The sequence below is a fragment of the Nocardioides albertanoniae genome (assembly GCF_006716315.1).
GTDB lineage: Bacteria > Actinomycetota > Actinomycetes > Propionibacteriales > Nocardioidaceae > Nocardioides > Nocardioides albertanoniae.
The window spans coordinates 4,311,746-4,330,312 of sequence record NZ_VFOV01000001.1; the positions used below are offsets into that span (position 1 = coordinate 4,311,746).

The 18,567-nt window shown below is 68.8% G+C and carries 18 protein-coding genes; 3 read left to right on the plus strand and 15 right to left on the minus strand.

Annotation, left to right across the window (positions count from 1 at the left end; translation table 11 throughout):
• Positions 1 to 54 precede the first annotated feature (54 nt).
• The 6 genes from FB381_RS20655 to FB381_RS20680 form a co-directional block, all read right to left on the minus strand.
• The gene (locus tag FB381_RS20655; RefSeq protein ID WP_141782017.1) at positions 55 to 849 is read right to left on the minus strand and encodes a DUF1684 domain-containing protein; all 795 of its coding nucleotides are present in this window, start codon (positions 847 to 849) and stop codon (positions 55 to 57) included.
• Between the two features lie 147 nt (positions 850 to 996).
• Positions 997 to 2,496 (minus strand): IMP dehydrogenase, encoded by a 1,500-nt coding sequence (gene guaB / locus FB381_RS20660; RefSeq protein WP_141782018.1) that lies wholly within the window; start codon positions 2,494 to 2,496, stop codon positions 997 to 999.
• A gap of 62 nt (positions 2,497 to 2,558) precedes the next feature.
• Positions 2,559 to 3,470, minus strand: a complete 912-nt coding sequence (locus FB381_RS20665; RefSeq protein ID WP_141782019.1) for a GNAT family N-acetyltransferase — start codon at positions 3,468 to 3,470, stop codon at positions 2,559 to 2,561.
• Positions 3,471 to 3,567: 97 nt separating this feature from the next.
• Positions 3,568 to 4,353, minus strand: coding sequence for a DUF1684 domain-containing protein (locus FB381_RS20670; RefSeq protein ID WP_141782020.1), 786 nt, complete (start codon positions 4,351 to 4,353; stop codon positions 3,568 to 3,570).
• Positions 4,354 to 4,441: 88 nt separating this feature from the next.
• Entirely contained in the window at positions 4,442 to 5,272 is an 831-nt protein-coding gene (locus tag FB381_RS20675) for a hypothetical protein (protein WP_141782021.1), read from the minus strand.
• 113 nt (positions 5,273 to 5,385) lie between these two features.
• Complete coding sequence (locus FB381_RS20680; protein WP_141782022.1) at positions 5,386 to 6,900, minus strand: LVIVD repeat-containing protein; 1,515 nt, start codon at positions 6,898 to 6,900, stop codon at positions 5,386 to 5,388.
• Between the two features lie 133 nt (positions 6,901 to 7,033).
• Here FB381_RS20680 and FB381_RS20685 point away from each other — a divergent pair, with 133 nt between their 5' ends.
• Together FB381_RS20685 and FB381_RS20690 are read left to right on the plus strand one after the other, a co-directional pair.
• Positions 7,034 to 7,723: a DUF305 domain-containing protein gene (locus FB381_RS20685; RefSeq protein WP_170225252.1), complete on the plus strand. Its 690-nt coding sequence runs from the start codon at positions 7,034 to 7,036 to the stop codon at positions 7,721 to 7,723.
• A gap of 19 nt (positions 7,724 to 7,742) precedes the next feature.
• Entirely contained in the window at positions 7,743 to 8,492 is a 750-nt protein-coding gene (locus tag FB381_RS20690; RefSeq protein ID WP_141782024.1) for a GH25 family lysozyme, read from the plus strand.
• 83 nt (positions 8,493 to 8,575) lie between these two features.
• On the opposite strand, the gene groL is transcribed toward FB381_RS20690, so the two are convergent.
• Both groL and groES read right to left on the minus strand, forming a co-directional pair.
• Entirely contained in the window at positions 8,576 to 10,195 is a 1,620-nt protein-coding gene (groL, locus tag FB381_RS20695) for a chaperonin GroEL (protein WP_141782025.1), read from the minus strand.
• Between the two features lie 79 nt (positions 10,196 to 10,274).
• Positions 10,275 to 10,568: a co-chaperone GroES gene (gene groES, locus FB381_RS20700; RefSeq protein ID WP_008362423.1), complete on the minus strand. Its 294-nt coding sequence runs from the start codon at positions 10,566 to 10,568 to the stop codon at positions 10,275 to 10,277.
• Between the two features lie 216 nt (positions 10,569 to 10,784).
• Here groES and FB381_RS20705 point away from each other — a divergent pair, with 216 nt between their 5' ends.
• Positions 10,785 to 11,987, plus strand: a complete 1,203-nt coding sequence (locus FB381_RS20705) for a class I SAM-dependent methyltransferase (RefSeq protein ID WP_141782026.1) — start codon at positions 10,785 to 10,787, stop codon at positions 11,985 to 11,987.
• Between the two features lie 28 nt (positions 11,988 to 12,015).
• Here FB381_RS20705 and tsaD read toward each other — a convergent pair whose 3' ends face one another.
• The 7 genes from tsaD to alr form a co-directional block, all read right to left on the minus strand.
• The gene (gene tsaD / locus FB381_RS20710) at positions 12,016 to 13,077 is read right to left on the minus strand and encodes a tRNA (adenosine(37)-N6)-threonylcarbamoyltransferase complex transferase subunit TsaD (protein ID WP_141782027.1); all 1,062 of its coding nucleotides are present in this window, start codon (positions 13,075 to 13,077) and stop codon (positions 12,016 to 12,018) included.
• 419 nt (positions 13,078 to 13,496) lie between these two features.
• The gene (locus tag FB381_RS20715) at positions 13,497 to 14,081 is read right to left on the minus strand and encodes a TetR/AcrR family transcriptional regulator (RefSeq protein WP_141782028.1); all 585 of its coding nucleotides are present in this window, start codon (positions 14,079 to 14,081) and stop codon (positions 13,497 to 13,499) included.
• A gap of 54 nt (positions 14,082 to 14,135) precedes the next feature.
• Entirely contained in the window at positions 14,136 to 14,588 is a 453-nt protein-coding gene (locus FB381_RS20720) for a GNAT family N-acetyltransferase (protein ID WP_141782029.1), read from the minus strand.
• The gene (tsaB, locus tag FB381_RS20725; protein ID WP_141782030.1) at positions 14,585 to 15,265 is read right to left on the minus strand and encodes a tRNA (adenosine(37)-N6)-threonylcarbamoyltransferase complex dimerization subunit type 1 TsaB; all 681 of its coding nucleotides are present in this window, start codon (positions 15,263 to 15,265) and stop codon (positions 14,585 to 14,587) included. Before tsaB ends, FB381_RS20720 begins: the two co-directional genes overlap by 4 nt.
• Positions 15,266 to 15,297: 32 nt before the next feature.
• Positions 15,298 to 16,257, minus strand: a complete 960-nt coding sequence (gene tsaE / locus FB381_RS20730) for a tRNA (adenosine(37)-N6)-threonylcarbamoyltransferase complex ATPase subunit type 1 TsaE (RefSeq protein WP_141782031.1) — start codon at positions 16,255 to 16,257, stop codon at positions 15,298 to 15,300.
• Positions 16,258 to 16,279: 22 nt separating this feature from the next.
• A complete protein-coding gene (locus FB381_RS20735) occupies positions 16,280 to 17,374 on the minus strand; it encodes an alpha/beta fold hydrolase (RefSeq protein ID WP_141782032.1) in 1,095 nt (364 codons plus the stop codon).
• Complete coding sequence (gene alr, locus FB381_RS20740) at positions 17,371 to 18,567, minus strand: alanine racemase (RefSeq protein WP_141782033.1); 1,197 nt, start codon at positions 18,565 to 18,567, stop codon at positions 17,371 to 17,373. Before alr ends, FB381_RS20735 begins: the two co-directional genes overlap by 4 nt.

Here is an 18,567-nt window from a genome sequence, read left to right on the forward strand (position 1 = left end):
CGCTGACGCCCCAGGAGGCGTCGGTACGACGGGACGTTGCTGTCGTGCCCGGCCTCACGGCATCTTCTCCCCCGCCTCCACCGCGACCGGCAGCCGGTTGCCTGCGGGTGGGAGCGGGCAGGTGGCGTAGTCGGTGTAGGCGCACGGCAGGTTGGTCGCGCGGTTGAAGTCGACCAGCACATTGCCGTCGGCGTCGGGCGCGGCGATCGAGAGCGACCGGTTGGCGGCGTACGTCGTCCTGCCGGAGGTCTCGTCACGGAAGACGACGAACAGCGACCCGGGGGTGGAGCCGGGGAAGGCAATCAGGCTGTGCGAGGTGCCGTCGATCTCGAACTCGATCTCACCGACCGCCTCGTAGACGTGCTCCATGCCGTCGACGATCGAGCCGACGGTGGTCGGCACCGGCACGTCGTAGGCGACGAGAAGACCAGGGACGGCCCACGTCGGGTCCGGCTGGTAGGCCGGCGTGCCGCGGTAGGCGACCCGGACAGGGCTGTCGGGGTGGCGGGGGCGGATCACGTCGCTGCCGCTGCGTCTGGCGACCTCGACGACGGCGTCGCCGAACTCGGCGGTGACGTCACCGCGCCTGCCGATGTCACCGAACACGTAGCGGCCGGTGACCACCTGTCCGTCGACGACCAGAGACTCCCCCGGTGCCAACGAGACCACGATGCCCTCGGCGCCGGTCGACCACGCGCCCGGCACGTCGTCGTAGGTCTCCGGCTCCTCGCCGAGCCAGCGGATCGAGGTGATCGCGAGGAAGCCATGAGTCGAGGCGCGCCTGCGTTCGTGCTCCTCGTGCCACGTCGCCCAGTCCTGGGCGAAGGTCGCGGTGTCGATGACGGTCATGGGTCCTCCCGAAAGGTTCTGTAAGCCGGTTATGGATTGAACTCCGTTCGCCGCCCCAGAGATCCGAAATGTCCCAATCGTGACCAACTTGCCGCATGAGCAGAGCCCCGCACCCTCGAGAGGGTGCGGGGCTCTGGTCGCGACCGGTCAGAGGTGGTAGTTCGGCGCCTCGGCGGTGACCTGGATGTCGTGCGGGTGGCTCTCCTTGAGCGAGGCGGAGGTGATCCGCATGAAGCGGCCCTTGTCCTGCAGCTCGGGCACGGTGCGCGCGCCGACGTAGAACATCGTCTGGTGCAGGCCGCCGGTGAGCTGGTGGGCGACGGTGGCCAGCGAGCCCTTGTAGGCGACCTGACCCTCGACGCCCTCGGGCACGATCATGTCGTCGTCGGTGACCTCGGCCTGGAAGTAGCGGTCCTTGGAGAACGACTTCTTGCCGCGGCTCGACATCGCGCCCATGGAGCCCATGCCGCGGTAGGCCTTGAACTGCTTGCCGTTGATCAGCACCGTGTCGCCGGGGGTCTCCTCGCAGCCGGCGAGCATCGAGCCGAGCATCACCGAGTCGGCGCCGGCGACGATGGCCTTGCCGATCTCGCCGGAGTAGCGCAGGCCGCCGTCGGCGATGACCGGCACACCGGCCGGACGGCAGGCCAGGGAGGCCTCGTAGACCGCGGAGATCTGCGGCACGCCGACGCCGGTGACGACGCGGGTGGTGCAGATCGAGCCCGGCCCGACGCCGACCTTGACCGCGTCGGCGCCCGCGTCGACGAAGCTCTGGGCGCCCTCCTTGGTGGCGACGTTGCCGCCGATGACCTGGACGTTCTTGGTCGCCGGGTCGGACTTGAGGCGGCGCACCATGTCGATCAGCATGCGTACGTTGCCGTGGGCCGTGTCGGCGACGAGCACGTCGACACCGGCGTCGATGAGCGTGGTGGCCCGCTCCCAGGCGTCACCGAAGTAGCCGATCGCGGCACCGACGAGGAGCCGGCCCTGACCGTCCTTGGAGGCGTCGGGGAACTGCTCGGACTTCACGAAGTCCTTGACCGTGATCAGGCCGGTGATGCGACCGTCGGCGTCGACCAGCGGGAGTCGCTCGCGCTTGTGCTGACGCAGCAGCTTGGTGGCCTCCTCGCGGGAGATGTCGGCCGGACCGGTGATCAGGTCGTCGGAGGTCATCACCTCGTTGACCTTGGTGGTCGCCCACTCCGCGACCGGGGTGAACCGCAGGTCGCGGTTGGTGATGATGCCGATCAGCTTGCGGTCGACGTCGACCACCGGGAAACCGGAGATCCGATATTCGCCGGCGAGCTTGTCGAGCTGCTCCAGCGTCGCGTCCGGGCCGATGGTGACCGGGTTGGAGATGATGCCGGTCTGGGTGCGCTTGACGAGGTCGACCTGATAGGCCTGATCCTCGATCGACAGGTTGCGGTGGAGCACACCGATGCCGCCCTGGCGCGCCATCGCGATCGCCATCCGCGACTCGGTCACGGTGTCCATCGCCGCCGAGATGAGCGGGACCCGCAGCGAGATCTCGCGGGTCAGCTTGGAGGTCGTATCGATGTCAGACGGCGCCAGATCCGAATATCCGGGCAACAGGAGGACGTCGTCGTAGGTGAGGCCGAGCGTCGCGAACTTCTCCGGGATCTCCATGAAAAGAGTCTACGGTCCGCGTCCCGTGTGTCCGAAAACGTGAGCCGAGGTGGGCTCCGGGATCAGCCGTCGAGCGGCTTGAGGTCACGCACCGGCACCTTGACCGTGAGCAGGTCGCCGGCCATCCGGATCCGCCCGCGCATGCCCGCGGCGAGCACCATCGGCAGCACCGCCTGGTTGTCGGACTCGGTGGTGATCAGGATCTCGGCGGCGCCGAGCATGTGCGCGAGCTTGGCGGTGTCGACGAGCAGCTTGGTGCCGATGCCCCGGCGCTGCCAGGCCGGGTCGACGCGTAGGTCGATCACCCGTACGTTCTCGTCCTCGGCGGTGGGGGCGTGCACCTGGCCGATGCCGACGGCGATCCCGTCGACCAGGGCGGTGACGGTCTCGCCCGTGGCGACGAGCTCGGGCGAGCTCCCCGTGCCCAGGCGGCGTACGGGCGGGGCGGTGCCGATCGCCGCCCACTCGCGGCCGCGGTCGAGGCGGTCGTTGACCAGGCTCGCCATCGCGGCGCCGCGGGCATGCTCGGTCTCGGTGAAGGGGGCGGTGCGGTGCAGCTGTACGTCGACGTCGGCGACCCGCAGCTCCATGGTGTCGTGCACGACCCCGGGCGGCGCCTCCGCCTCGGCGTCGAAGAGTCGGGCGACGATCTCGTGGAAGGACATCGGCCGCTCCAGGATGTGGCAAGCGGCCTGCACGTAGCGGGTCGGCTGGTCGGCGAGCGAGGCCTCGTGGGCGACCTGCACGACCGTGCTGCCACCACCTGAAGCGACGACCAGGTCGTTGATCTCGGCCTCACCCCATCCTCTGGGAGTGCTCACCACGAACTCGTCGGTGACCTGATCGAGCTCCGGGAAGATCTGCATCCCCAAGATGTTGACCCCGGCCTCACCGCAGCGCTGCGCCAGCGCGGCCAGCGTGCCGGGTCGGTCGGGCAGGGTCGCACGCACTCTCCACAGCATCTTGTCGGCCATGACCCCAGTCTGCCCTTCGCACTGTTTCCGGTCGGTTACTTCCGGTTAATCCTTGCGTCCGACCTGCCCGGAGGCAGCACAGGCGACCCCGTACGCCTCAGTCGGGCGGCGGGCGCGGTGGCGCCTGCTCGCCGGCCTCGACGAGCACGTCGATGTGGTTGGCCGCCGGCGGGAGCGGGCAGGTGGCGTGGATCGTGTAGGCGCAGGGCATGTTGGCGGCGCGGTTGAAGTCGAGCACCGCGTTGTCGCCTATCGGTGCCTCGACGGCGAGCTGACGGCAGGCGGCATAGGTGGTCACACCGCTGGTCTCGTCGGTGAACAGCAGCCAGAGCTCGTCGTCGCCGCCGTCGAAGGCGATCAGCCGCTGCGGACGGCCGACGGCCTCGAACTCGATCTCGCCGACCGCGTCGATGACGCTCGAGCGCCCCTCGATCACGGTGCCGACAGAGATCGGGCGCCTCGACTCGTAGGCCCGGAAGGTGGCGCTGAGCTGCCACGCCGGATCCGGTGCGTACGTCGGCGTGCCGGTGTAGTTGCGCAGGAACGGGCCGTCGGAGTGCCGGGGCCGGAGCACCGGGGTGCCGAAACGGTCGGCCACCTCGACCGTGCCGCCCTCGAAGGAGGCGATCACCCCGTAGGGGTCGACGGCCCCGAAGACGAAGCGGCCGCCCAGCGTGGTGCCGCAGACCTCGAGCGACTCCCCCTCACCGAGCTCGACGACGACACCGTCGGGACCGGTCGACCAGACACCGGGCACCTCGGCGAACCGCTGCGGGTTGACGCCCAGCCAGTGCAGGCCGGTGATCGCCAGAAAACCTTCGGGACTTCGCAGCACGGCCTCTCGCTCGTCGCGCCATCGTTGCCAGGCCTGCTCGAAAGTCACGCCCGGAACCCTACAAAGACATGCGTTGCCAAGTCTTGCAAGGCGGGAGGAGTTTTACTCTGGATGTGCGCAGGGCATGTGAGCCGGCCTATCCGGCTCGTCCGCTCCCGGCGCTCCGATCCGTCGACAGAGCGAGGCTCATCACCCGGATCCCGGCACGGGCCGCGGTGACGAGCACGAGATACCAGACAGCAGCCACCGCCAGCAGCGGGATGATCAGATGGTTGCGCTCCTCGAGCGCCCGGACGACCCCGAGCAGGTCGGTGATCGCGAGCACGGAGACCAGGCTCGTCGCCTGCAGCGTCGCCACCGTGATGTCGCCCAGAGCGGTGGCCCGGTCGCCGTCCGAGAGCGCTCGCGCGGCATAGGCGCCCATCGCCGTCGTCAGCCCTGCGATCGCCGCGTAGACCGGTGTGACCAGGCGCATCGCGTCGAGGTGCACCCCTGGGATCCCCAGCGAGATGTCGGGGAAGAGCAGCGCGATGTTGCTCCACAGCAGAAGCTGCACGAGCACCGGGATGCTGCCGAAGACCCAGACGTACGCCCCGGCCAACCCGCGCAGTGCGGGATTGCCCGACCGCTTCATCCTGTTCACGACGAGACCGATCATCGCGGCCACCACGGCGACGAGGGCGGTCATCCGGACCGTAAGCCAGACCCCGGCGAGGACGTCGGGGTCGAGCAGCCGGTCGACCACCTCGCCCAGGAGGAGGTTCTCGTTGGTCACCGTGCTCCACAGGAGCCTGACCAGGAGCAGCACCAGGAGGGCAGCGATCACCCACTCGACCGTGCTGGTCTCGACACGCCTCCGCCTGTCGGCTACGGCGGCTCGAGCATCGGTCCCCGCACCGGCCGAGCCGTGAGCGCCAGCGAGCGTGTCGAGACCGACACAGTCGTCGTCGGCAGCCGTCTTGCTCATCGGAGAGAACCATGGCGTCGCGCGGTGACCAGAAGGTGTCGACGAGCTGGTCATTCACTGAAATCGCCGGGTCGGCGCATCGTGCCCGCACGATGCGCCGACCCGGCTTTCGATCAGTAGGACGGCTGAGCCTGGACGTTCAGCTCGTCGAACTTCACCTTCTTGGCCGAGGCGACCCGCGGGTCACGCAGGTCGAAGACGTCGAAGCCGCGCTGGATCTCGTTGGAGTAGATGTAGCCGTTGTAGTAGTAGGTCGACCACGGGCCGGCGATCGTCGAGGTGTCCTCGAACGGACCCCGGTCGAACCAGGCGATCTCCTTCGGGTTGGCCGAGTCGGTGAAGTCGTAGACCGAGACACCGCCCTGATACCAGGCCTGCACCATGATGTCCTTGCCCTTGACCGGGATCAGCGAGCCGTTGTGGGCGACGCAGTTCTCGGTGTTGGACTGGGTGCGCGGCATCTTGTAGTAGGACTTGAAGACGAGCTGGCCGTCGTCGATGTCGTAGATGCCGTTGGCGCCCTTCTCCGGCCCCGTCTCCGGGTTGCAGGTGGGCGCGCCGCCGCCACCGAGCTCGTCGGTGAAGACGACCTTGGTGCCGGTGTTGTTGAAGGTCGCCGAGTGCCAGAACGCGAAGTTGTCGGTGTCCCTGACCCGCTCGGTGACCACCGGCTGCTCACGGTCGGAGATGTCCATCAGGATGCCGTCACCCATGCACGCGCCGGCGGCGATGTCCTTGGCCGGGTAGGTGGTGATGTCGTGGCAGCCGGCCGTGTTGGTGTAGCCACCGTCGGGGAAGAGCACCGGCTCGGCGGCCACCGCGGCCTGCTCCGGGTGTTGGGTCGGGATCTTCACGATGCTGATCTTGTCGTGCGGCGGCTGGCAGTCGGGGAACGTCTCCCGCGGGCCGTAGGAGGAGACGTACGCGTAGACCGATCGGCCGTCTTGGCTCGGCGCCAGCGAGTGGGTGTGGGAGCCGCACTTGGTCTCGACCGCCGCGACGTACTGCGGGTCGGTCGGGTTGCTGATGTCGAAGACGCGCAGGCCCTCCCACGACTCCTTGATCTCGGCCGACTGCGGCTCGTTGTCGCAGGTGTCGTTGCTGCGGCTGGAGTCGACGGAGAGCACCAGCAGGTCGCGGTAGACCGAGATGTCGTTCTGGGAGCCGGGGCAGGCGTACTGCTTGACCAGCTTCGGCTTCTTCGGGTTCTTGATGTTGATGACGTTGAACCCGTTGTAGTTGCCCGCGAAGGCGTAGTCGCCCTGGAAGGCGAGGTCGCTGTTGAGAGCGTCGACGGACTCGAAGGCGCCCGACTTGGGCAGGTTGGCCACGTGATGCATGTTGGGCGTGCCCGCGGACTCGCCTGCCGGGACGTCAGGCGTGTTGGCGCCCAGCTGGGCCAGGTCGTTGCCGGCGACGCAGGCGGAGGCGAAGTTGTCGCCGAGCCTGGCGATCTCGCTCTTCTGCTCGGCGGTGCAGCTCGTCTGGGCCTCGGGACTCTGTGTGGTCTCGGAGCCGTGGGAGTGGGACTCGTCTGCGGAGGACGGGGCGGCGACGGCCAGCCCTCCGGCGACAACCAGGACCGCCGCGATCGGCGCCAGGTAGTGGGTAGGACGTCGTAGCCTCATGTTCGCAACCTTCCGAGTCGGCTGCCGTGGGGCGGCAGGGGCCGTGCCTGCCAACTTTAGTGACGTTCCACCCCCGGGGGCATGGAAAGTGAATAAGTTGTTCACCCCCGGCACATCTCGGAAGGCTCTACGCATGGACCTGCCCAGGAAACGCACCGGCACCACCGCTCCGGCCCTTCTGCTGCTCGCGGCCGTGCTTCTCGGTGGTTGCGGAAGCTCGGCCGACGGGTCGCACGGCTCTCACGAGTCTCACGGGTCGCACTCGCCGAGCCCGGAGGCGGCGACGCAGTCGGCGCCCGTGGTCCAGGGCGGGGCCCCGGGCGAGAGCGGCACGACCATCTCGCCCTCGGACGCACCCGGCGCCGACGGGTGGAGCCGCACCGACGCCGACTTCGTGACGATGATGATCCCGCACCACGCCCAGGCTCTGGAGATGACGCGGCTGGCGCGCGAGCACTCCTCGAACCCCGGGGTGCTCTCGCTGGCCAAGCGCATCAAGGCGGCGCAGGGCCCCGAGATCGTCTCGATGAGCAAGTGGCTCGACGCCCGGGATCTGCGGGTGCCCCGGGCCTCGGACCCTGCCCAGACCATGGCCGGCATGCTCACCGAGGCCCAGATGACCGCGCTCGGCAAGGGACGTGGCAAGGAGTTCGACCGGCTCTTCCTGACCGGGATGATCCAGCACCATCAGGGGGCCATCACGATGGCCGACCCGATGGCAGCGTCGGGCAGCGACGCGGTCGCGATCGAGATGGCGACCGACATCGAGACCACCCAGAAGGTGGAGATCGAGATGATGGAGAAGCTGCTCGCGAAGCTCTGATCAGGGATAGGTTTCGGCGGTGCCCATCGCCTCCCGACGCCGCAGACGGATCCTGATCGCCTCGGCCGTGCTCGTCGTCCTCGCTCTGGTCGGCACCGTGCTGGTCTACACCGGCGCCGTGCTGCCCAACCGTCTGCTCGCCGCGAGATACGACGTACGCGGCATCGACGTCTCCCACCACAACGGCACCGTCGACTGGGCCCGGGTCGCCGAGCAGGACGTCGACTTCGCCTGGATCAAGGCGACCGAGGGCTCGGCACACACCGACCCGCGCTTCACGGCCAACTGGTCAGGTGCCCGCGAGGCCGGGTTGTCGACCGGCGCCTATCACTTCATGAGCTTCGAGAGCCCGGGCACCGACCAGGCGCAGAACATGATCGCGACGGTGCCTCGGGTCGCGGGCACGCTCGCGCCCGTGGTCGACCTGGAGCCGTACGGTTCGTTCAAGGGTGATCTGCCGCCCGCCACCGAGGTGCGCGCCATCCTCGATCCGCTGCTGGCAGCTCTCGAGGATCACTACGGCACCGCGCCGGTCATCTACACCACCCCGACGGCGTATCGGGCTTTTCTGGTCGATGGGTATCGCGACAACCCGATCTGGTTCCGCTCCGTCGCCTGGCCGCCGCGGGTGCCGGACGGGCGTGACTGGACGATCTGGCAGTACTCCAGTCGGGACCGGCTCGATGGCGTGGGGAGTTCGGACGAGGCGTACGTGGATATGAACGTGCTCTCGGACGATGCGTCTCTCGAGTCGCTGATCGTTCGCTGAAATCGCCGAGTCGGCGCATCGGCCCCCTCTCGCCTCGCTTCGCTCGCGAGACACGGGGGCAGATGCGCCGACTCGGCTATGTGTCAGTGGCCGTGACCGTGGCCGTGACCGGCCGCGGGTGCCTCTTCCTCTTCCGGCTTATCGACGACCAGGGTCTCGGTCGTGAGCAGCATGCTCGCGATCGAGGTGGCGTTGATCAGCGCGGAGCGGGTGACCTTGACCGGGTCGATGACGCCCTGGGCGATCAGGTCGCCGTATTCACCCGTGGCGGCGTTGAAGCCCTGGCCGACACCGAGGTCGCGGACCTTGGTGGTGATGACGTATCCGTTGTCGCCACCGTTCTCGGCGATCCAGCGCAGCGGCTCGTCGGCGGCCTTGCGCACGATGCGTACGCCGACTGCCTCGTCGCCCTCGAGACCGAGGTCCTTCTCCAGCACCGAGACGGCGTGGATCAGGGCCGAGCCACCGCCGGGGACGATGCCCTCCTCGATGGCGGCGCGGGTCGCGGAGACAGCGTCCTCGATGCGGTGCTTCTTCTCCTTGAGCTCCACCTCGGTGTGAGCGCCGACGCGGATCACGCAGACGCCACCGGCGAGCTTCGCGAGGCGCTCCTGGAGCTTCTCGCGGTCCCAGTCGGAGTCGGTGCGCTCGATCTCGGACTTGATCTCGGCCACGCGAGCGTCGACCGTCGCGGCGTCGCCGCCGCCATCGACGATGGTGGTGTTGTCCTTCGAGACGGTGACCCGACGGGCGCTACCGAGCACCTCGAGGCCGACCTGGTCGAGCTTGAGGCCGACCTCCTCGGTGACGACCTGCGCACCGGTGAGGATCGCGATGTCCTGCAGCATGGCCTTGCGGCGGTCACCGAACGCGGGCGCCTTGACGGCGGTCGCGTTGAAGGTGCCCTTGATCTTGTTCACGACCAGGGTCGAGAGGGCTTCGCCCTCGACGTCCTCGGCGATGATGAACAGCGGCTTGCCGGCGGCGATGACCTTCTCCAGCAGCGGCAGCAGCTCCTGGATGGAGCCGATCTTGCCCTGGACGATCAGGATCAGGGGCTCGTCGATGACGGCCTCCATGCGCTCCTGGTCGGTCACGAAGTACTGAGAGATGTAGCCCTTGTCGAACTGCATGCCCTCGGTGAACTCGAGGTCGGTGCCGGTGGTGTTGGACTCCTCGACGGTGATCACGCCGTCCTTGCCGACCTTGGCGAAGGCCTCGGCGAGGATGTCGCCGATCTTCGCGTCGCGGGAGGAGATGGTGGCGACCGAGGCCATGTCGGACTCGTTGTAGACCTCGCGAGCGGCGGCGCGCAGCGCGTCACCGACGGCGGTCGAGGCGGCGTCCATGCCGCGCTTGAGGCTCATCGGGTTGGCACCGGCGGCGACCGCGCGGAGACCCTCGTGGACCATCGCCTGGGCGAGGACGGTCGCGGTGGTCGTACCGTCACCGGCGATGTCGTTGGTCTTGGTCGCTACCTCCTTGGTGAGCTGAGCACCAAGGTTCTCGAACGGGTCGTCCAGCTCGACCTCACGGGCGACGGTGACACCGTCGTTGGTGATGGTCGGGGCGCCCCACTTCTTGTCGAGGACGACGTAGCGGCCCTTGGGCCCCAGCGTCACCTTGACGGCGTTGGCGAGGGCGTCGACGCCACGCTCGAGGGCGCGGCGGGCGTTCTCGTCGAACTCCAGGATCTTAGGCATGTGTGTTTACTCCCTAGTACGCAGAACGCGGCCGGGGCCAGGAATCAGGCCCGGCCGCGTTGATGCGAGACGGATGACGTCAGGCGATGACCGCGAGGATGTCGCGAGCCGAGAGGATGAGGTACTCCTCGCCGGCGTACTTCACCTCGGTGCCGCCGTACTTGCTGTAGATGACCTTGTCGCCGACGGCGACGTCGAGCGGGACGCGGTTGCCCTTGTCGTCGATGCGACCGGGGCCGAGCGCCAGGACCTCGCCCTCCTGGGGCTTCTCCTTGGCGGTGTCCGGGATGACCAGACCGGACGCGGTGGTCTGCTCGGCCTCGACGGCCTTGACGACGATCCGGTCCTCAAGAGGCTTGATGTTGACCGACACTGTGTCGACCTCCCCATTTCTTTTCTACGGAGTCAGACTGTGGGTGGGTGTTGCTACGTCTGTGCTTGCGATGTGCCACGTACGCCGTCGCGGGGGTCGCACCCGGCTCGCAAGCGTTGGCACACTCAAGGGGAGAGTGCCAACGCAGACGTTAGCACTCGCCTCCAATGAGTGCCAGCGTCGACCCTGGGGACGAGTCCTGAGAGGATCGGGCGCATGGATCTCGACGCCTTTGCATGGTTGCTGACCGATGACGGCCAGCGGCTGCTCACGCGAGCCACCGAGATGACCGCCGACGGGTCCGACGGCAAGGGATCCGACGGCAAGGGATCCGGCCTGGCGGTGCAGACCGCGCTGCGCAAGGACGAGTCGGCCGAGCGGGTGGCGGCGGCGATGACCCAGGTCGATCTGCGACGGAAGGCGGCGGCCAAGTTCGGCGACCTGGCTCCGCGGATGTACTTCACCCCCGACGGTCTCGAGCAGGCCACCCGTCTCGCCGTCGCCCATCACCGGGCGGCCAGGTTGCGTACGTTCCACGCGTCGAGCGTCATCGACCTCGGCTGCGGGATCGGCGGCGACCTGATCGCCTCATCGCGGGCCGGACTCACCGCCGCGGGGGTCGACACCGACCCGGAGCGGGTCGCGGTCGCTCAGGCGAACCTGGATGCGCTCGGACTGCCCGGCGCGGTCACCGTCGCCGATGCGACCGCCCTCGACCACTCGCCGTTCGACGTCGCGTACGCCGATCCAGCACGCCGCGGCGCGAAGGGCCGAGTCTTCTCCGCCGAGGGATGGACCCCACCGTGGTCGTGGGTGGAGACCCTCTTCGCCCGGGATGCATGCGTCAAGGTCGCTCCGGGGATCCCGCACGATCTGGTTCCTGACGGCGTCGAGGCCGAGTGGGTCAGCGACCACGGCGAGGTCAAGGAGGCGGCGCTGTGGTCGGGCTCGCTGGCCAGCACCGCCCGCCGAGCCACGGTCATCGGCGACCGTGGCCTGGCGACCCTCGCCTCCGAGGACGACCCGGGCGCCGAGGTCGGCGAGGTCGGCGAGGTCGCCGACTTCCTCTACGAACCCGACGGCGCGGTGATCCGCGCCGGGCTGGTCACGGCGGTCGCCGCCGGCGTCGGTGGCCATCTCGTCGACGAGCACATCGCGTACGTGGCCTCCTCCGACTCCTTCGAGACGCCGTTCGCGCGGGGATATCAGGTGCTCGAGGAGCTCCCTTATCGGGAGAAGCAGCTCAAGGCGGCGCTGCGTGAGCGGCGGGTCGGAAAGCTGACGATCAAGAAACGTGGTGTGCAGGTCGTGCCCGAGCAGCTGCGCAAACGTCTCTCGCTCTCCGGTGATCGGGAGGCGACGATCGTGCTCACTCGGGTCGCCGGCGAGGGGACGTGCTTGTTGGTGCGGCCGTTCTGATCAGGTGAGGCCGGTCAGGTGGGGCCGGTCAGGTGAGGACCGTGGTCACCGGGAGGGACGAGTCGGCGGGCAGGTCGAGAGCCGACGGCGTACGTCCCCTGGCGACCATCTCCGAACCCAGGGCCGCGACCATCGCACCGTTGTCCGTGCACAGGCCGGGACGCGGGACCCTCACCCGGATCCCGAGCTTGGCGGCACGCTCCTCGGCGAGCACCCGGAGCCGGCTGTTGGCCGCGACTCCTCCGCCGATGATGATGTCTTCGATGCCCTCGGAGGCGGCTGCGTCCAGTGCCTTCCTGACCAGCACGTCGACGACTGCCTCCTGGAAGGATGCTGCGACGTCGGCGACCGGCACGGCCTCACCGCTACGCTCCTTCGCCTCGACCCAGCGGGCGACGGCGGTCTTGAGACCGGAGAAGGAGAAGTCGAAGCGGTGCCGCTCCAGGTCGCGACGGGCCGTGAGGCCCCGGGGGAAGTCGATCGCGATCGAGCTGCCGGACGTGGCGGTCCTGTCGATCACCGGACCACCCGGGAAGCCGAGACCGAGGAGGCGGGCCACCTTGTCGAAGGCCTCCCCTGCCGCGTCGTCGATGGTCGCGCCCATCGGGTCGATGCCTTCGGTGATGTCGGTGACCTTGAGCAGGCTCGAGTGACCGCCGGAGACGAGCATCGCCAGGCAGGGCTCGGGAAGTGCGCCGTGCTGCAGCTGGTCCACTGCGACGTGCGATGCCAGGTGGTTGACGCCGTAGAGCGGCTTGTCGAGGCCGAGGGCCAGCGCCTTGGCCGCCGCCACGCCGACCAGGAGCGCGCCGGCGAGGCCCGGGCCGGAGGTGACGGCGATCGCGTCGACGTCGCGGAGCTTGATGCCCGACTCCTCGCAGGCGCGCTCGATCGTCGGCACCATCGCCTCCAGGTGTGCCCTGCTCGCGACCTCGGGCACGACCCCACCGAACCTGGCGTGCTCCTCGACGCTGCTCGCCACCGCGTCGGCCAGGAGCGTGTGCCCACGCACGACTCCGATCCCGGTCTCGTCGCACGACGTCTCGATCCCGAGGACCAAGGGCTCATCAGACCGGGCTCCAGAACTCATGGATCCATTCTGCCTGGCTAAGGGCGTCTCGGCGGACCGGGGCTTCCAGCCGCGAACGAATTTTCGTGCGCGCGCCCCGAGCGAACGAAAATTCATTCACCGCGCGGCGCCCGAACAAGACTCCATCGCCCCTGACTACCGGACGAACTTTCGTTCACGACAACCAACCACACGAAAATTCGTTCACCACCCCAGCTGCACAAAGCGCCATCGCGGCCCGATCACCGAACGAAAATTCGTCCGGGCCAAACAGCCGAACGAAAGTTCATCGTCACCCAGCAGGCGAACGAAAATTCGTCCCCGCCTCGGCGGCGAATTAAAGTTCGTTCATGCCAAACGGCCGAACGAAATTTCGTTCGCGACCTGAGCGCCGAACGAACGCTCGTTCGCGCCCATCACGGGTCAGGCAACCAGCACGATCACGCAGCCAGATCGCCGAGCAGGTCGTCTCCGGCCGACGCCTCGCCAGCCCGATCATCGGTCAGCGCGTCATAGGCCGCTGACCAGAGCTGTTGCGCGAGGTCGGCGTCGATCGGGTCGGCAGAGCACAGCGAGTCCCACAGCCCGCGGAGCACGATCACCAGCCCGCCCGACTCGTAGTCGGTGAGCTCTCGACCGATCGAGGAGCCGAGCCAGAGACGGAGGTCGCGCCACACCTGCCGAACGGCGTCGCCGAGCTCGTCGTCGAAGCGAGCCAGCTCCTCGACACTCAGCCACGCGCGAAGAAAGAACACATCGTCCGCATCCGTTGGCAGGAATCCGCCCCACCCGTGCGCATTGACTCGCCGCGCAACGCGAGTCCAGAAGATTCCTGAGTATCCCGCCGCCGCGAGTGGCACCATGTTCCGCTTTCCGCCGAACCGCTGATGCAGCGTCGAGATCCCCATGTTCGCCTCATCGGCGACCATCTTGAGGGTCGGCGCGCGCAATCCGTTTCGACCCAGCGTCCGGCCCATCGCGACGCCGGCCTCCTGGGCGTAGAAGCTGTATCGATTGAAGACCATGGACCACATCGCACCACAGACCACCGACATTTCCGGCTGCCCGAGTCGAGCCGACTATGACCCGGCCAGCTCCCGCTGCATGACGACCGCCGTCGCTCCGTCACGGTAGTAGCGCTCCCGGCGGTCGATCTCGGCGAACTCCGCACCGTCATAGAACGCGAGCGCGCCGAGGTTGTCCTCGCGCACCTCGAGCAGGAGACGCTCGGCGCCTGCGACCCGTGCCAGCTCGAGACCGGCGTCGAGCAACGCCCGAGCGATCCCGCGACGCCGATGAGCTGCTGCGGTCGCGATCCGCTGCAGCTCCGCGATCTCGTAGACCACGCTCACCAGCGCATGACCGACGACGACCCCGTCCCCATCGTCAGCGACCAGGATCGAGACCGTGGGCATCTTTCCCTCGATCGCCACCTGCAGATAGTCCGGTGTCCAGGCATCCTCCGGGAACGCCTCGGTCTCCAGGCCGGCGATGGCCTCGACGTCTGCAGGACCAGCCGGACGTACGTTCACCGCGCCACCGACGTCTGGTCGGCCGGCTTCCGGGCCGCCTGCTCGACAGCGTCGGGCCGGCGCAGGTAGAGCGGCTCGGGGTCCATCAGCTCGACACGTTCCTCGGCCACGGCCCGAGCGAGCCACCCCGCAGACGGGCGCAACGGCCCTGTCGGCAACGGGAACGCCTCGGGATAGAGCAACGCCCCCTCCCCGACCACCGGCGCAGTCGTCGCGACCTCCGCCGGCCGCGCGACGGCAGGCCCTTCGAGACGCGCACCGTCGGCATCGTAGGAGGCGAGATAGACCTCCTTGCGCCGAGCATCGATCGCCACGAAGAACCTCCCGTCCTCACGCCCGCCCGCGCCGGTCGAGACCGGCCCACCAGATACAGCCTCCACCGCCAGCACATCCAACGAGCAGGCCGCATAGACCGGGATCTCCAGCGCGAACCCGAGGGTGCGTGCGGTCACCAGCCCGACCCGCAGCCCGGTGAACGGCCCGGGCCCGGCACCGACGGCGATCGCGGTGAGGTCCTGCCGGGCGATCCCGGCCTCGGCCATGATCGCCGAGAGCATCGGTGCGAGCTGTTCGCCGTGCTTCATGGTGCGATCGGAGGCGGTCTCGGCAACGACGTCGTCGCCGTCGTGGAGCGCCACAGTGACCTGAGGCGTAGCGGTGTCGAAGGCAAGCAGCACCCTCACACCTTAAGACGCGCCACCCCAGCGGCTCACAGAGACGTGAGGTCGGTGCCCCGCCAACGGATCCCGACCGGCACAATCTCCACGCGTCGCGGATCCGCCCCCTCGGGTGCGCTGACGTCGTCCAAGGGCGCGTCGTCGGCCTCGGAACGTACGATCCGGATCTCCAGCCGCGACTCGGAGAGCCCCTCGGCCAGCCCCTCGCCCCACTCGATGACGGTCACCGCATCATCGAGATCCGTGTCGAGGTCGAGGTCGTCGAGCTCGTCGATCCCGCCGAGCCGGTAGGCGTCGACGTGCACCAGCGGAGGCCCGTCGACCGTCGAAGGATGCACCCGAGCGATCACGAAGGTCGGCGAGGTGATCTCGCCGCGGGCGCCGAGCCCGGCACCAAGACCCTTGGTGAAGGTGGTCTTGCCCGCCCCGAGCCCGCCCGAGAGGACGAGCACGTCACCGGCGGCCACCATGCCGGCCATCCGTCGCCCCAGCTCGAACATCGCGTCGGCATCGACCACCTCGACGACATGCTCGTTGAGGAGACGATGCAGCCGCACCTCGGGGCCCGGACCGGCCGCGTCGGGGCCGCGCAGGCTCCTGAACCCCTGCCGCTCCCAGAACCGCAGCGTCTCCGGAAGCTCCTCGCGTGCGACCACCGCGACGTCGTCGAGCCCTTCCGCGCGGGCGATCGCCGCGGCGTACGTCACCATCTTGTGAGCCACCCCATGACCCTGCTGATCAGGGAGAACAGCAAAGCGGCGCAACCACATGGTCGTCTCGACAGGGTGCAGGACCGTGGCCGCGACACCGGCACCGTCCAGCCGCGCCAGCACACCACCGAACACCGCGAGGCGCTCCTTCATCGACCCCTCGGTCTCGCCGAGCGCATCGGCCGGCGGGTCGAGGGGCGGACGGGCGGAGAAGGCGACCCGCACGATCTCGAGCACCTCGGCGGCGGCCTCCGGGCCGACCCGCTCGAAGACGAGACTCATCCGAACCCCACGGTCATGAGGGTCATGCCGAGGCCGCGTCCCGGGTCGCCGAGGCGAGCAGCTGGTCGAGCTCGGCGTTGACCTGGCCGTGGCGCTCGAGGATGACCATGTGTCCGGCCTTCTCACACTCCACCAGGCGCGAGCCCGGGATGTAGGAGTGCAGCTTGCGACTGTGGCCGATCCCGGTGAGCCGGTCGCCGGTGCCGCAGATGATCGTGGTCGGGATCCTCCCGAGCGCGTTGATCGTGGCGAACTTGTCGAGCCTGCGGAAGCTCGGGAAGAACTCCGCGACCACCTCGAACGGTGTCTGCGAGAGGATCCCGTCGACGAAGTCGACATAGGCCGCAGGCACCGCGTCACCGAACGCGAACACGTCGGTGAACACGGTCGCCACCGAGGCGCCCATGGCCCGGACCCGGTCGACCATCCCGTGCCCCTTGGCCAGCGTCTTGATGGTGCGGTTCGCGATGCCGCCGGACAGCTTCGCCGGAAGCACCGGGATCAGCAGCTTGCTCGGGTCGAGCCCACCGGCCGTCGTGGAGATCAGCGCGGTGCCGATGATGCGCCCGCCCTCGCTGCGCGGCGCGAAGAGCTCGGGGTTGTTCTCGGCGAACGCGGCGATCGTCATCCCGCCCATCGAATGGCCGACGAGGATCACCGGCCCCTCAGGCACGACCGCGTCGAGCACCTGGAGCAGGTCGTCACCGAGCTGCTCGATGGTGGCGCTCCCGATCGGACCCCGACCGCTGCGCCCGTGACTGCGCTGGTCGTAGAAGACCGACCGTACGAGGCCGCGGTAGGCGGCGCGCTGGAAGTGCCAGCAGTCGAGGTTGAGGCAGAAGCCGTGCACGAAGACGAGCGTGACCTCGTTGCCACCGCCCGTGCGGGTCTGGGTCGGGTCGACCTCGTCGATCTCGACGTGGAGCGGCACCCCGTCGGAGGTCACCACGGTGACCGGGGCGGATCGGAGGGCGCCGAGCGGAGTGCGGTCCTCGGGCCGCTCCGCGATCGCGCGGCGGCGCCTCTTGACCACCACTGCGCCACGGGCCGCACCGGCGACCGCCGCGGCTCCCAAGGTCCCGGCCGTGATCTGGCCGACTCGTCCTGCGATGCTCATCGGTCATCTCCTTGCACACTCGTGTCGTCAGCGAGGTCGCTGTCGACGTGACGCCGCTTCATCCGTCCTCCGATTCGGGTGACGACCTCATAGGCGATGGTCTCGCTCGCCTCTGCCCAGTCCTGGGCGGTGGGCTCACCGTCGGCGCCGGTGCCCCACAGGACCACCTCCGCGCCGGGTTCGACGTCGGCGTCGCCGAGATCGACCACGATCTGGTCCATGCACACGGTGCCTCGCACCGGCCGACGGGCACCGCCGACCCACACCGTCGCGCGGTTGCCGGCGCTGCGCTGGATCCCCTCGGCGTACCCCACCGGGACCAGGCCGACCGACGTCGGCTCCTCGGCGACCCAGGTGTGGTTGTAGGAGACGCCCTCGCCGGCGCCGATCCGCTTCACCAGAGCCAGTTCGGCGCGGGCGGTCATCGCCGGCACGAGGCCGAGCTCGGGCCATGGTGAGCCCTCGACGCCCGGCGCCGGATCGATGCCGTACGTCGCGACCCCGACCCGCACGAGGTCGAGACGGGAACCGGGGCGCAGGAGCGCACCGGCCGAGTTGGCGAGGTGACGCACCTCGGGCCTCAGGCCGGCTTCCTCGGCGATCGCGACGGCGTCGCCGAAAACCTTCTCCTGAAGGTCGCTGATCGGGTCGGCGGGGTTCTCGCTGGCGCTGAAGTGTGACCAGATCCCGGTGACCCGGATGGCTCCCTCGGCCTCGAGCGAACGGGCGCGCGCGACCAGGGCCGACCAGTCCGCGAGAGCCGCGCCGCCCCGGGAGAGCCCGGTGTCGATCTTGAGCTGCACCCGCGGTGTCATGCCCAGCTCGTCACCGGCGGTGGCGAACTTCACCAGGTCGGCGACGGTGTAGGCGGTGATGTCGATGTCGGCGGCGACCAGGTCCTCGACCGGCTCGCTGGGCATGATCAGCCACGCCAGCAACCGGCCGACATCCCCGGCCTCGCGCAGCGCCAGGGCCTCGTCGGCCGACGCGACGCCGAGCCAGTCGGCTCCGCCTTCGCGCGCGGCACGTCCGGCTTCGACGAGGCCGTGACCGTAGCCGTCAGCCTTCACGACCGTCATGATCGGCGTACGTAGGTGGTCCCTCAGCCGCTTGACGTTGTGCCGGATCGCAGCGAGGTCGATGACGATCTCGGCTCGCCGCAGCGGAGTCCGAGGCGATCGGCTCGGTGACAT